This window comes from Shewanella sp. SP2S2-6 (assembly GCF_031931965.1).
Taxonomy (GTDB): domain Bacteria; phylum Pseudomonadota; class Gammaproteobacteria; order Enterobacterales; family Shewanellaceae; genus Shewanella; species Shewanella baltica.
This window is the reverse complement of sequence record NZ_JAUOEQ010000038.1, coordinates 30024-44414: the sequence shown is the minus strand read 5'-3', so window position 1 is coordinate 44414 and position 14391 is coordinate 30024. Positions and strand designations below refer to the sequence as shown.

Genomic DNA, 14391 nt, shown 5'->3' with positions numbered 1-14391 from the left:
AATCAGGTGCACAATAGAAAAGGCCAGCTACAGGAGCTGGCCTAAAAACTGTCAACCTATCTTAGGACGGGACAAGTTTGTTTTAGGTTTTTTAGTGTGAATGTATTGAAAATAGAGGGAAGGGAAAATAGTGGGTTTTAAAACGTTTGGTATCTAATGGCGCGGATTGAATAAGGCTGTATTGAAAGGGGCTGTTTGTCTTAAAGCTACTCTTTGTTTAAAAGCTCATTTTTGTTTTAAAGCGATTTTGGGTTTTAACGCCACATCTTGTTTAAAGCAGCTTATTGAACAATCGAGTTTTGCCGTTATGAGTCTTCAAACACTGCCTGTTTCTGCGTGCGTATGTCACTTGCTACATTTTGTGTTTGCTTTGACTTAGCCAAACTGGGTTTGCTCTGATGAGGTTGACATGCATAGGTGACCACAGCCGCACCTTCAGGTGACAAGTCGAGCTCTAAATCTTCGGTAGGCACACAGCAGCAGGGCAAACATTCATCATGTTTGAGTTCAGCTAAGGGTTCGTTTAAGTAGCTGACTTTTCCGCTGATGACCCGTGTTTTGCAGGCGCCGCAGAAACCGTTGCGACATTCTGAGAAGATTTTGACTTTTTTTGCTTCGAGCGCTTGCAACAAGGTGCCTTGTTGCTCTGTAAAGAGCAACACCGGTTGACCTTGAAGGCGCACAATTGGCGCCTTCGCGAACAGATTTTGTGGCCGTTTTTTCGATGTCACTGTTGTAATGCCATTATTAACGTCACTTTTGAGCGTCTTAGAGATCGAAGTCGAGGAATTCATCGCCATCAACCGCTGAGTCGATTTGACCGACTAAGTATGAAGACACTTCCACTTCCTGTGGTGCGACTTGCACCGCATCGCTTTCTAACCAGTTTTTCATCCAAGGTAATGGATTGGTTATTTCAGGATAAGGTTGTGGCAGATTCACCGACTTCATGCGTTGATTAGTAATAAATTCAACGTATTGGCAAAGGATCTGTTCATTCAAACCTATCATAGAGCCGTCTTTGAACAGGTATTTTGCCCATTCTTTTTCTTGCTCTGCTGCCTTGAAGAATAAATCGAAGGCTTCGTGTTGGCATTCTGCGGCAATTTCACCCATTTCAGGATCGTCTTTACCACCTTGCATAATGCTTAAAATATGCTGAGTGCTGTTTAAGTGCAGTGCTTCATCACGGGCGATAAGGCGAATGATTTTCGCGTTACCTTCCATCAGTTTACGTTCAGCAAAGGCAAAGGAGCAGGCAAAGCTAACATAAAAACGAATCGCCTCTAGTGCGTTGACTGACATCATGCACAGGTACAAGGCTTTTTTCAGGGTGCGGGTGTTGACTATGACTTCTTTGCCATCAATAACATGGGTCCCCGCGCCGAGTAAGTGGAACACTTGAGTTAATTTAATTAAGTGATCGTAGTAAGCCGCGATATCGGTCGCACGGCTTAAGATTTCTTTGTTCACGACGATATCGTCGAAGATCACTGACGGATCGTTAACGATGTTACGAATGATATGGGTATATGAGCGCGAGTGAATCGTCTCAGAGAAAGACCAAGTCTCAATCCAAGTTTCTAACTCAGGTAGCGACACCAGTGGCAAAAAGGCCACATTGGGCGAGCGACCTTGAATCGAGTCGAGCAGGGTTTGGTATTTCAGGTTCGAAATAAAGATGTGTTTTTCATGATCGGGCAATGCACCGTAGTCAATCTTATCGCGACTGACGTCTACTTCTTCTGGGCGCCAAAAGAAAGATAACTGCTTTTCTATCAGTTTTTCGAACACTTCATATTTTTGTTGATCATAACGAGCCACGTTGACCGATTGACCTAAAAACATAGGTTCACGGGTGGCATCGTTGGGTGTTTGACAGAAGGTAGAGTAGGCCATGGTGCTATTTTCCAATGGATAGGGATCCACTCAATCGGGATCCCTATACTTTTTATTTGTAAGAGCCGCGTTAACGTTAAAGACTAGATTTTACACGCGCCGCCGGCGCAACCGTCATCTTCTTTCTCTAAATTGGTGATGTCATCGTGTGAATCCGATGCACCATCGCGAGTGTTATGGTAGTAAAGCGTTTTCACACCTAACTTGTAAGCATTGAGCAAATCTTTCAGCAGAGTTTGCATCGGTACTTTACGGCCTTCAAAACGTGAAGGGTCGTAGTTAGTGTTAGCCGAAATCGCTTGGTCAACGAACTTCTGCATGATGCCCACTAGCTGTAAGTAACCATCATTACTTGGCATTTTCCATAGTAATTCATAGCTATCTTTCAGCGTATCGAAATCAGGTACCACTTGTTTTAGCTGACCGTCTTTGCTCGATTTCACGCTGATAAGGCCACGCGGTGGTTCGATACCATTGGTCGCATTGGAGATTTGCGACGAGGTTTCTGATGGCATTAATGCCGACAGCGTCGAGTTACGCAGGCCATATTGCTTGATATCGCTACGCAGTGATTCCCAGTCTAAGTGCAATGGTTCGGCACAAATTTTATCTAGGTCACGTTTATAAGTATCGATTGGCAAAATACCTTGAGCGTACGTGGTCTCGTGGAATAACGGACACGCACCTTGTTCTTTGGCCAAGTTCATCGAGGCTTTCAGTAAATAAAACTGAATGGCTTCGAAGGTTCTGTGGGTCAGATCGTTCGCGCTGCCATCGGAATACTTCATGCCATTTTTCGCTAAGTAGTTAGCGAAGTTAATCACGCCTATACCTAAGGTACGGCGATTCATCGAGGCAAGTTGTGCTGCCTTGATAGGATAATCTTGATAATCCAGCAGATTATCCAGTGCGCGTACCGCGAGGTCGGCTAATGGCTCAATATCAGATAATTCTTTGATTGAACCTAAGTTAAGTGCTGACAGCGTACAAAGCGCGATTTCACCATTAGGATCATCGATGTTGTTCAATGGTTTTGTCGGCAGGGCGATTTCAAGACACAGGTTAGATTGTCTGATCGGCGCGACTTTAGAATCGAACGGGCTATGGGTGTTGCAGTGATCCACGTTCTGAATGTAGATACGGCCGGTTGAGGCGCGCTCTTGCATCATCAGTGAAAACAGCTCAACTGCCTTTATGGTTTTCTTACGAATACTGCTGTCTTGCTCGTATTGCACATATAAACGTTCGAATTCGTTTTGATCTTCAAAGAACGCATCGTACAAACCAGGTACATCTGATGGGCTAAACAGGCTGATATTTTCGCCCTTGATCAGACGTTGATACATGACTTTGTTCAACTGCACACCGTAGTCTAAGTGACGGATACGGTTATCTTCAACGCCGCGGTTATTTTTCAATACCAGCAGAGATTCGACTTCTAAGTGCCAAATCGGGTAGAAGAGGGTCGCAGCACCACCACGCACGCCGCCTTGAGAGCAAGACTTAACTGCGGTTTGGAAATACTTATAGAAAGGTAAACAACCTGTGTGGAAGGCTTCACCACCACGGATTGGGCTACCTAAGGCGCGAATACGACCGGCGTTAATACCGATACCCGCACGTTGACTGACGTATTTCACTATCGACGAAGCTGTCGCGTTGATTGAATCTAAGCTGTCACCACATTCGATCAGTACGCAAGAGCTGAACTGACGTGTTGGCGTGCGCACACCAGCCATGATTGGCGTTGGCAGCGAAATCTTAAAGGTCGATACCGCGTCATAGAAATCTTTAACGTATTTCAGGCGAGTTTCTTTTGGATAACGGGCAAACAAACAGGCCGCGACCAAAATGTAGAGGAACTGCGCGCTCTCGTAGATTTCGTGTGTCACACGGTTTTGAACTAAATATTTACCTTCAAGCTGCTTTACCGCTGCGTAAGAGAAGTCCATATCGCGCCAATGGTCGATATAGGTATCCATCACGTCGAGTTCTTCGCGGCTGTAATCTTGCAGAATGTGCATGTCATACTTGCCAAGCTCAACTAATTTCGTCACGTGGGTATACAGTGCTGGCGGCTCGAATTGACCGAAGGCCTTCTTACGCAAATGAAACACCGCTAAACGGGCGGCGAGGAACTGATAGTCCGGTGATTCTGGAGAAATTAAATCCGCCGCCGCTTTGATAATGGTTTCATGGATGGCTTCGGTTGGGATGCCATCGAAAAACTGTAGGTGCGAGCGCAGTTCAACTTCAGAAACAGAAACGTTTTTTAATCCCTTGGCTGCCCAAGTAATTACGCGGTGTATTTTTTCGAGATCGATATTCTCACGATCGCCACAGCGTTTTGTGACTGTCATAGTGCTATTCATTTGGAGATAGGCCTTGGTTCTTATATCTATTTAGGTGAGCAAGTTCACCGTACGTATCCTTGTAAAACAATCAATAACCGTCCCTTAAATACTGCTGACTGGTTGAAAACGAGTCAATTAAGCGGCGAGCTTCTAGTGTGTCTGATTGCTACCTATACACAAGATATGGTGTTTTAAATTATCTGGGATACAAGATAGTGAGGTTTGCCCCTATTTGCAAGTCTGAATTCAGGGGACATCTTGTGGATAAGTTGAGGATAAGCTTTCGCGTTAGTAACGACTAACCTTGAAGCTCAATTTCAGGTTAGCGTGTCGCACTCATGGGGGATTTTTAGGCGATCTTTTCTTTAGATCGCGATCGCGCACAAGTGCCGATCTTTTATCCGCCGACCTTTCGCAGCCTGATTTTATTCGCAGGTAAAAATCAGGCAAACACACTTATGTGCGTCTGCATAGTCACTTTAGCAAAAGGTTTATCTTTGAGTGTCATGGTGACGTCTGTTCGCCGTTTTATTAGCGAGCTTTTCTAGGAAAATGCGTCGACTAATGCCTGATGTAGCTCAGTTGGGCTGGCAAAGTGTGCGTGAGCTGGCCACTGTAATGGCTGGTCGTTGACACCCAGATAACCCCATAGGGCAACGCCGCCTAACATGCCCGCCGCCTTAGCTGCCAACAAATCCCGCTCAGCATCCCCAAGATACAAAATGTGCTCTGGAGCGCAGTTCAGTTGCTGAGCCCCTAATAACATAGGTGCTGTGTGGGGTTTTGGGTGTTTGGTTGAATCGCCACTGATGATAACGGGCATACGTAAGTGTAAATTCAGTTTTCGCAATAAGGGACGGGTAAAGCGGGCAGGCTTGTTGGTGATCACCCCAAATGGCAGCTGCATTAACTCGAGCCAGTCGAGTAATGCTGCAATGCCTGTGAATAGCGCACAGTGATCGCCATTAATGCGCTGATAGTGGGCGAGCAGCCCTTGCTGAACTTGAGTGCGAAGATCATCCGCTGCATTGGGGATCGCCGCATCGACTAAGGCAAAACTGCCGTGGGATGCGGCGTAGCGCATGGCCGCTAACGGCTGCGCGGCGATGCCGACGTCTTGAAGACTTAAATTAAGGGCCTGCACCAGATCCGGCGCGGTATCGGCTAAGGTGCCGTCGAGATCGAACAGTACGCCTTGGATCTGTGCCAAACTCATATTAATCAACCTTACGCGTCGCTATCATGTAATTGACATCAACTTTAGGCGTGTATTTAAAAATGCCCGTCAGCGGGTTGTAGCTGATGCCTAATGCATCGGTACAGATCAGATCGGTATTGTCCACAAGTTCAATCAATTCCGAAGGCTTAATGAATTTTTTATGCTCATGGGTACCAACTGGCAGCATCTTCAGTAAATATTCTGCGCCCAGAATCGTGTGCACATAGGATTTAATGTTGCGGTTGATGGTGGAGAAAAACACAAAGCCACCGGGTTTAACCATGTCACAGCAAGCCTTGATCACAGATTGTGGATCGGGCACATGCTCCAGCATTTCCATACAGGTCACCACATCGTAATAGGCTTGATGATCTTGGCTGTGGGTCTCGGCGGTATTTTTTACATAATTAATGCTTACGCCGGTTTCGAGGGCATGTAGGCGGGCGACTTCTAAGGGCTCATCACCCATGTCGAGACCATCAACCTCGGCACCGATACGGGCCATGCTTTCAGATAAAATCCCGCCACCGCAACCGACGTCGAGCACTTTCTTACCGAAAATGCCGCCAGCAGTTTGATCGATATAATTTAAGCGCAGCGGGTTTAATAGATGCAGCGGCTTAAATTCACCGTTGAGATCCCACCACGTTTCGGCCATACGTTCAAACTTTGCGATTTCCTGTGGGTCCACATTGGTATTCTGATGCATGCTATTACCTGAAGTAGCTGTATTGTGCGGCTATTATAACGACTATGTTTGATAAACAAAGTGTTCGACTGAGCTAAGCCCTTGTGGTTGAGTGAATTTTCAGCAGTTTTCTGCTTTTATGTTAATTGTTGTGCTCCGTATCGACCTTTTACTTTATCCCTTTGACGATTTTTTCTCATCCTAAGCCACGAATTTCAACGCTGGTTTATCGCTCACACGACCAAATTGACAGTGTTTTCATCTATTAAGCCACCAGACTCTCAATTCGATAATGATAGGTCTGGCGACATTAAATAACTGTGTTAGAATGCCAAATCACGTTTTTGGGCTAGGCAATGATACGGATTATACGTTGTCGGCTATTTTTCAGGGGAACGAGCAGTTTATGACTGATCTGGCATCATCTATTTCGCCAATTAATATCGAAGACGAACTAAAGAATTCGTACCTTGATTACGCCATGAGCGTTATCGTGGGACGTGCATTACCAGACGTGCGCGACGGCTTAAAGCCGGTTCATCGCCGCGTTCTGTTTGCCATGAGTGAATTGAAGAACGATTGGAACAAGCCTTACAAAAAATCTGCCCGTGTGGTCGGTGACGTCATCGGTAAATATCACCCTCATGGTGACTCTGCTGTTTATGACACTATCGTCCGTATGGCCCAGCCATTCTCACTGCGTTACACCTTAGTAGACGGCCAAGGTAACTTCGGTTCGGTCGACGGTGACTCAGCGGCGGCAATGCGTTATACCGAAATCCGTATGGATAAGTTGGCGCACCAATTACTGGCCGATCTTGAAAAAGAGACAGTGGATTTTGTCCCTAACTACGACGGCACAGAACAGATCCCTGCTGTACTACCCACACGCGTACCTAACCTGTTAATTAACGGTTCATCGGGTATTGCGGTTGGTATGGCGACCAACATCCCACCACACAACCTAACGGAAGTCGTGAAAGGCTGTTTGGCACTGATTGAAGAACCCTCACTGTCTATTGAACAGTTGATGGAATACATTCCAGGTCCGGATTTCCCAACGGCAGCAATTATCAATGGCCGTAAAGGCATTATTGATGCCTATAAAACCGGCCGTGGCCGCGCGATCATGCGTGCACTGGCGGATGTGGAAACCGAAGATAATGGCCGTGAACGCATTATCGTGACTGAAATCCCTTATCAAGTGAACAAAGCCCGTTTAATCGAGAAGATTGCCGAGCTGGTTAAAGATAAAAAGCTTGAAGGGATTAGCGGTTTACGCGACGAGTCTGATAAAGACGGTATGCGTATCGTTATCGAAATTAAGCGCGGTGAAGTGGGCGAGGTGGTATTAAACAACCTGTATGCTCAAACGCAAATGCAGTGTTCTTTCGGGATTAACATGGTGGCCCTGACCAATGGTCAGCCTAAACTGTTTAACCTTAAAGAAATGCTCGAATGCTTTATTCTGCATCGCCGTGAAGTCGTGACGCGCCGTACCGTATTCGAACTGCGTAAAGCCCGTGAGCGCGCCCATATTTTGGAAGCGCTGGCGGTTGCACTGGCTAACATCGACCCGATTATTGCGCTGATCAAAGCCTCGCCAACGCCTGCGGATGCCAAAGTTAAATTGGTTGAGCAAGGTTGGGAATTAGGCCACGTTCAAGGCATGCTGGAAAAAGCGGGCGATGACGCCGCGCGTCCTGAGTGGTTAGAGCCACAATACGGTATTCGTGACGGTCAATATTTCCTGACTGAGCAACAAGCTCAGGCGATTCTGGAATTGCGTTTACACCGTTTAACCGGTCTTGAACACGATAAGATCATCGCCGAATACGAAGAGCTGCTCGAATTTATCGCGGGTCTGCTGTTTATTCTGCGCAGTCCTGAGCGTTTGATGGAAGTCATCAAGGAAGAGTTAGTTCAAATCCTTGAAGAATACGGTGATGCTCGCCGTACCGTGATCAATGCTAACGAAGTCGATATGAGTCTTGAAGACTTGATCAACGAAGAAGACGTTGTGGTGACACTGTCGCACTTAGGTTATGCCAAGTATCAACCATTGACCGATTACCAAGCCCAGCGCCGTGGTGGTAAAGGTAAAGCGGCAACTAAAGTAAAAGACGAAGATTTCGTTGAAAAACTGTTAGTTGCCAATACCCATGACACCATTTTGTGCTTCTCTGACTTTGGTAAAATGTACTGGCTTAAAGTGTATCAATTGCCATTAGCGAGCCGTACGGCCCGCGGTCGTCCAATTGTTAACTTGTTGCCGTTATCCGATGGCGAGCGCATTACTGCGATTCTGCCAGTACGTGAATACGCGGCTGACAAGTACATCATCATGGCGACCTCACACGGAACTGTGAAGAAAACCGCACTAACAGCTTATAGCAACCCACGTGCAAACGGCATTATCGCCGTTAACCTGAAAGACGGTGACCAACTGATCGGTGTCGATATCACTAACGGTGATGACGAAATCATGTTGTTCTCGAACGAAGGTAAAGTGGTTCGCTTTGGTGAGAAAGTCCGTGATTCTGAAACCGGCGAAGTGAAAACCGATCCTGAAACTGGTGAAGAAGTTCTGTCGTTACGTCCTATGGGCCGTACTGCAACAGGCGTTCGTGGTATCCGTTTAGAAGAAGGTCAAAAAGTCGTGTCGCTTATCGTACCCAAAGGCGATGGCGCGATTCTGACGGTAACTGAAAACGGTTACGGTAAACGGACTCAATTGTCTGAATACCCAGCGAAGAGCCGTGCGACTAAAGGTGTGGTTTCTATCAAGGTGAGCGAACGTAACGGCGCAGTTGTTGGCGCAGTGCAAGTGGGTCTTAACGACGAACTTATGCTCATCAGTGATAAAGGCACCTTAGTGCGTACACCAGCGGGCGGCGTGTCAATCATTGGCCGTAACACGCAAGGTGTGACGATTATCCGCACTGCGGGCGACGAGAAAGTGGTTGGCCTGCAACGTATCGACGAAATCCAAAGTGATGAAGATGAAGTCGAGCTGGATGAAAACGGTTTACCGATTGTTCCTGTCATTATCGAAGGCGAATTAGCCGACGAGGCGCTTGATGAAGAGCTGGATGACGAAGAAGAGTTGGACGAAGATGAAGACGAGCTTGCTGATGATGAGCAAGACGAAGAGTAATTAAGTGCCATATTAACGAGCGTCCAATTGGACGCTCGTTTTTTTAATGGCATTGATTGTTGGTAGCATTATTCGTTTTAGAATGGTTTCGTATTTATCAATACATACATCATGGTTGGGATTAAGGAGAGTGTCAGTGAGCGCGATTTATAATTTCTGTGCTGGACCTGCAATGTTACCCGCAGCGGTAATGAAAAAAGCACAACAGGAATTACTTGATTGGAATGGCCAAGGCGTTTCCGTGATGGAAATCAGCCACCGAAGTAAAGAGTTCATCGCGCTGACCGAGCAAGCCGAGTCCGATTTACGTGAACTGATGCAGATCCCTGCAAATTACCATGTGCTATTTATGCACGGCGGTGGTCGCGGACAGTTCTCTGCTGTTGTGAATAATTTTCTCGGCGAGCAGGGTAAAGCCCTGTATTTAGTCAGTGGCCAATGGTCATCTGCCGCGTTAGCAGAAGCGCTGAAACTGGCGGGTGAAGCACAGATTGATAGTCTGAATATTGTTGAAAAACACAATGGACTCAATGCGGTTGTCTTACCTGACTTACATAAAATCGATGCCGATTATCGCTATGTTCACTACTGTCCAAATGAGACAGTAGATGGTATCGAAATTTTTGACGAATTAGACTCACCTTGGCCAATTGTTGCCGATTTATCATCAACAATCATGTCCCGTGAAATCGACGTCAGCCGCTACGGCTTGATTTACGCCGGTGCGCAAAAGAACATAGGTCCATCGGGTCTGTCGATAGTGATAGTACGCGATGACATGTTAAAACTGCCGAGTTTACCGCAGTCGTCCATCATGGACTATCGTCTAGCCGTCGAGCATGATTCTATGTTCAACACGCCACCAACCTTTGCTTGGTACCTTGCCGCTGAAGTCTTTGCTTGGCTGAAATCGACTGGCGGTATTTCGAGTATTGCGAAAATTAATCAACAAAAAGCGCAGATGTTGTATCAATGCATTGATGGTAATGCTTTCTACCGTAATGGTGTTGTTGCAGCGAATCGCTCACAAATGAACGTGACCTTCCAGTTAGTCAACGAAGCGCTCGATGGTGAGTTCTTAAAGCAAGCACAAATTGCTGGACTCGTTGCCTTAAAGGGCCATCGTATCGTAGGCGGCATGCGCGCTAGCCTTTACAATGCGATGCCACTCGATGGTGTGATAGCCTTAGTCAAGTTTATGAACGAATTTGCGGCTAAACACAGCTAACATTAGCAGTATTGCGTTACTCGCTTGCGGCGCTTAGGTTTCGCAGCTTACACATACAGGTTTTGCTGATTGAATGTTTATCAGCAGTTAGCTATCCCAAGTTAGCCATCCCAAAAGCGAATGCTCAAATGCATTCGCTTTTTTGTTGGCTGTAATTTATCGACAATGGCGTTTGGCGTTAAGCAAGATGAACTTCGGAAGAACCTTATATTAAAGTTAACTTGGATTAAAGATGCCTTGGATTAGAGAGGGCGGTGAGCAAGCCTGTGAGCTGACGCGCATTACTGGGGAATATTCTCAGCAATGTGTTGGGTTGGTTGCATACTATTGTTTATCATGCTTAAAAGTACGCATTTGAGTGTGCATAGAAGATAAATCAATAGGATGTCACAGATGGATTTGGCCAAGCTTTCGCGCATTAGTATGAAGCACTTGATCACTTTGCATGTGATGCTCGATACTCTGAGCGTAACCGCCAGCGCCGAACGATTATGTCTTAGCCCCTCATCCGTCAGTAAAACCTTAAGCCAGCTCAGGGACAGTTTGAACGATGAACTGTTCTACCGTAACGGCAACTCACTGGTTGCCACACCTTTGGCAAGACGATTGGGCCCAAGCGTGCAGCAAATGATCAATGATATGAATCAGATCATGAGTCAAGATGCGTTTAATCCAGCACATTTTGAGGGGCGTTTTTCGCTTGCGATGCGCGAAAGCACGTTCGAACTGCTGGCCGCCAAATTAAGTGCCCATATTCTGAGCTTGGCTCCTAATATCCATCTCGATATTTATAGCAAAGACAATATCGGTTTCGATGGTCTTATTAAAGGCTCGTTAGATTTTGTGCTGTTACCCCATGATCTGAGTCAACCTAATCCTCTTCAAGACGATCTGGTGTGGGAAACCTTGTTCAGCGATGAAATGGTCTGCCTGATGAATTCATCCCATCCCTTGGCTAAACAGTCGCAGATCAGCTTCGATGATTACCTAAGTTACCGCCATATTGGCATTACCGATACGGATCTGAGTACGCCATTTTTTGATATTTTGCTCGCCCAGCAATCTAAAAAACGTGCTGTACCCATTTCAGTCCCTGACTTTGGCAGCGCAGCGTTAATGTGTCACCACAGTGAACTGCTTTTCACCTGCTCGCGCCGCTGGGCATCTATTGCCAGCCAAGCTAAAGGCTTAACCGTTAAATCCTTACCCATAGAATATGGCAAAGTGGCTTACAGTCTCGTTTGGCATAGACAAAGTATGAAAGATCCCGCGCTACGCTGGCTGTACGAGCAAATTTTGCTTTGCAGTCGCTAAATATAGCAAGAGGGTAAGATAAGATTGGTGACGCCTCGCTTTGCAAGCTTTGCGGCTAAGCGTTCAATATCGGCTTGTGTGCAGCTTGGCCACGTTAACGCGTCGTCGACAACGCCATGGTGGTGAAAGGCATTTAACTTGACCCGTGTATCCGCACCTAGCTGAAGCAAATAGGTCGCCAGCGCTTCTATCTCCTGTTCATAATCCGTGATGCTCGGAATGTGCAGCAATCTCACTTCATACAGTTTTTGCTGCTGCGCCAATAGCTGAATGGATGTGAACACGGCATGGTTGTCCCGACCAGTAATGTATCTATGGGTATCTTGCTGCCACGCTTTGAGATCCACCATGGCGCCATCCAAAAAGGGCAGCAGTTTATGCCAACCAGTTAGACTCAAACTGCCATTGGTATCGAGCATACAACTCAAGTGTGATAACGATTCAGAGGCCTTAATCCCTTGAAACAACGCAATAATAAACGGTAGTTGCAGGCTCGCTTCGCCGCCGCTCACCGTAATGCCATTAATAAAGTGACGCTGACTATGGAGAATCCCTAATATCTCCTCGACTGTGTAATGCGTGACCTTAGGGCTCGCTTGTTTCGGGCACACGGCAAGACAGGTATCGCATTGACTACAACAATTCTTATCCCATTGAATGCGAGGCTTGTTATTGAGGTTTATCAATGTCAGCGCATTGTCAGGGCAGGCAGCGACACAATCGCCACAGGCATCGCACCCCCCTATGGTATGTGGATTATGACAGCTTTTGCATTGGTAGTTGCAGCCCTGCAAGAATAACACGAGCCTGCTGCCAGGCCCGTCAACGCAGGAAAAGGGCAATAGCTGACTGACCATTACTTGCCTATTCAAAGACACAAGGGGAGTGTTCATGGGCGATGACTCTTGCTTGGCGTTGTAATATTCCCGTATTAACCGCAGCTTCTGCGGCTAAGCCTGTAGTATTGAGGCGTGAGCCACATTGCTTAAATGCTTCAATGTCCGAGCGTTTTACCATATAGCCGGTCACGCGCATTAAATCGTTAGAGGCAACATTGGCGGTAAATTCCCTAAAACCTAACTCAAGCGCCGCTTTACACAGTTGGAACATGGCTTGTGGATTGGATTTTACGGTTTCATCGATAGTCAAAATATCGCTAATCCCCGCCGTATAATACTGATGATGTTGCACTAAGGCTTGAATGTGAGCGATGGGATTAGGTTCAGTACCATAGGGAATACGAACACCTGGGGTCACATCTCTATCGAGACTAATACCGCCCTGTGAATGCAGCAGTGCTCGCCCATGGTAACCATACGCGACGGGTGTGGATTTCACTATGGCATCGAGCGCAGCAGAAATACGATAGCCCAGCTGATTTGCATCCGTTTCATGGCCATATCTAGCGTGTTTAGCTTGCTTAACTTCTCCACTGGCTGTTAATGATTGCAGAATATTCACCGCTTCCGCCATGCCGTAAATGCCAAACATAGGCGCAAAACGCGACTCATCAATCAATTGTTCTTTAACTAAAAAGCTGTCAAAGAAGTGTGACTCTTGATGCAAAAATGCCGAGCGCGCCTCGATAAGTTCGAAGGTGAGCGAGCTGTAATAGGGCAAGACAGCATCAAAAAAATCACTGACTGAATCGGCCTTTAACGCGACCTCTTTAAGATTGAGCCGAACTAAGGTATTGGCGCCGCCCGCTAACGGCAAGGCATTGTAGCAACTGACAATACCAAACCCACGTGCATCAAAGGCGCTGGCATGCAGTGGGTAATTCGCGATATGTGGCTTACTGCAGTGACAAATATTGGTGGTGGCGAGCAGCAACAAATCATCTGGCGTAATGGCTGGGTCGTACATAAAGGTCAAATTGGGGGCAACTTGTTTTAATTCGGCATCAATACGCAGTAGGGTGCGACAAACAATGTTGTCTGTCGGGCCAATATTGACGTGCATAAAGGCATCGGGCAGGGTTCTGTCGAGCATGAGCCAGAACAATTTAAGTTTACGATAAAGTACCTCTGCATCCATTCCCTCGATGAAAGGCATTAATATGTCATCCAGCTGACCTAAATACACGGGGATATTGGTCACCGATGGCACATGATGATAAAGGATGGTCAAGGCATTGATGGCTTCATCTAAATCCTGCGCCGGTGAAAGCTCTAAATATTCTGAACCTTGCTTTAGATAGTGGGCATAATCTGGTAACACATAGCGTGGTTTAAATGGCGCATGGCCTTCAAACATGTCGCAAATAATACCATCATTCATCGCCGCTTTTACCTCAGTCGATATCGGCATGTAGGGCAAGCTCGCCTCAGCCTCCAACGCTAAGTAGTTGGATTTTTGCTTAGGTGAAAGCTGCGGGTTGGTGACGATTTGCAATAATTTATCTTGTAATAACATGGCGTAATATCCACAGGTTTTATGATGACCATTAATCTACTGGGCGACTCTGGCTTTAAAAAGTGAAAATAGCCGCAGCACTGATTGATGAAATGGAAATCCGCCGACCGAGGTCAC

At 46.5% G+C, this 14391-nt stretch carries 10 protein-coding genes; 3 read left to right on the top strand and 7 right to left on the bottom strand.

The window, feature by feature from the left end:
- Positions 1-305: 305 nt before the first annotated feature.
- The 5 genes from yfaE to ubiG form a co-directional block, all read right to left on the bottom strand.
- Positions 306-731, bottom strand: a complete 426-nt coding sequence (gene yfaE, locus Q4Q57_RS18920; protein ID WP_311891709.1) for a class I ribonucleotide reductase maintenance protein YfaE — start codon at positions 729-731, stop codon at positions 306-308.
- Positions 732-768: 37 nt separating this feature from the next.
- A complete protein-coding gene (gene nrdB, locus Q4Q57_RS18915) occupies positions 769-1899 on the bottom strand; it encodes a class Ia ribonucleoside-diphosphate reductase subunit beta (RefSeq protein WP_311891708.1) in 1131 nt (376 codons plus the stop codon).
- A gap of 83 nt (positions 1900-1982) precedes the next feature.
- The gene (nrdA, locus tag Q4Q57_RS18910; RefSeq protein WP_220590317.1) at positions 1983-4271 is read right to left on the bottom strand and encodes a class 1a ribonucleoside-diphosphate reductase subunit alpha; all 2289 of its coding nucleotides are present in this window, start codon (positions 4269-4271) and stop codon (positions 1983-1985) included.
- A gap of 526 nt (positions 4272-4797) precedes the next feature.
- On the bottom strand, positions 4798-5469 hold the full coding sequence (locus Q4Q57_RS18905) for an HAD-IA family hydrolase (RefSeq protein WP_311891707.1): 672 nt from the start codon (positions 5467-5469) through the stop codon (positions 4798-4800).
- A 1-nt stretch (position 5470) separates the two neighbouring features.
- The gene (ubiG, locus tag Q4Q57_RS18900; RefSeq protein WP_006086768.1) at positions 5471-6181 is read right to left on the bottom strand and encodes a bifunctional 2-polyprenyl-6-hydroxyphenol methylase/3-demethylubiquinol 3-O-methyltransferase UbiG; all 711 of its coding nucleotides are present in this window, start codon (positions 6179-6181) and stop codon (positions 5471-5473) included.
- A 385-nt stretch (positions 6182-6566) separates the two neighbouring features.
- On the opposite strand from ubiG, the gene gyrA reads away from it, so the two are divergent.
- From gyrA to Q4Q57_RS18885, 3 genes are all read left to right on the top strand, one after another.
- On the top strand, positions 6567-9317 hold the full coding sequence (gene gyrA / locus Q4Q57_RS18895; RefSeq protein ID WP_259509730.1) for a DNA gyrase subunit A: 2751 nt from the start codon (positions 6567-6569) through the stop codon (positions 9315-9317).
- Positions 9318-9453: 136 nt separating this feature from the next.
- The gene (gene serC, locus Q4Q57_RS18890) at positions 9454-10545 is read left to right on the top strand and encodes a 3-phosphoserine/phosphohydroxythreonine transaminase (RefSeq protein ID WP_311891706.1); all 1092 of its coding nucleotides are present in this window, start codon (positions 9454-9456) and stop codon (positions 10543-10545) included.
- Positions 10546-10938: 393 nt separating this feature from the next.
- Positions 10939-11859, top strand: coding sequence for a LysR family transcriptional regulator (locus Q4Q57_RS18885; protein ID WP_259482388.1), 921 nt, complete (start codon positions 10939-10941; stop codon positions 11857-11859).
- Here Q4Q57_RS18885 and Q4Q57_RS18880 read toward each other — a convergent pair.
- Complete coding sequence (locus Q4Q57_RS18880) at positions 11856-12752, bottom strand: YjjW family glycine radical enzyme activase (RefSeq protein ID WP_311891705.1); 897 nt, start codon at positions 12750-12752, stop codon at positions 11856-11858. The two genes, Q4Q57_RS18885 and Q4Q57_RS18880, sit on opposite strands and share 4 nt — an antisense overlap.
- Entirely contained in the window at positions 12724-14274 is a 1551-nt protein-coding gene (locus Q4Q57_RS18875) for a YjjI family glycine radical enzyme (RefSeq protein WP_311891704.1), read from the bottom strand. Before Q4Q57_RS18875 ends, Q4Q57_RS18880 begins: the two co-directional genes overlap by 29 nt.
- Between the last annotated feature and the right edge of the window lie 117 nt (positions 14275-14391).

Bases quoted from the DNA above. Each gene is read 5' to 3' on its own strand.
- Q4Q57_RS18905 (WP_311891707.1), bottom strand. From the start codon at position 5,469: ATGAGTTTGGCACAGATCCAAGGCGTACTGTTCGATCTCGACGGCACC.
- ubiG (WP_006086768.1), bottom strand. From the start codon at position 6,181: ATGCATCAGAATACCAATGTGGACCCACAGGAAATCGCAAAGTTTGAA.
- Q4Q57_RS18880 (WP_311891705.1), bottom strand. From the start codon at position 12,752: ATGAACACTCCCCTTGTGTCTTTGAATAGGCAAGTAATGGTCAGTCAG.
- gyrA (WP_259509730.1), top strand. From the start codon at position 6,567: ATGACTGATCTGGCATCATCTATTTCGCCAATTAATATCGAAGACGAA.
- nrdA (WP_220590317.1), bottom strand. From the start codon at position 4,271: ATGAATAGCACTATGACAGTCACAAAACGCTGTGGCGATCGTGAGAAT.
- Q4Q57_RS18885 (WP_259482388.1), top strand. From the start codon at position 10,939: ATGGATTTGGCCAAGCTTTCGCGCATTAGTATGAAGCACTTGATCACT.
- Q4Q57_RS18875 (WP_311891704.1), bottom strand. From the start codon at position 14,274: ATGTTATTACAAGATAAATTATTGCAAATCGTCACCAACCCGCAGCTT.
- nrdB (WP_311891708.1), bottom strand. From the start codon at position 1,899: ATGGCCTACTCTACCTTCTGTCAAACACCCAACGATGCCACCCGTGAA.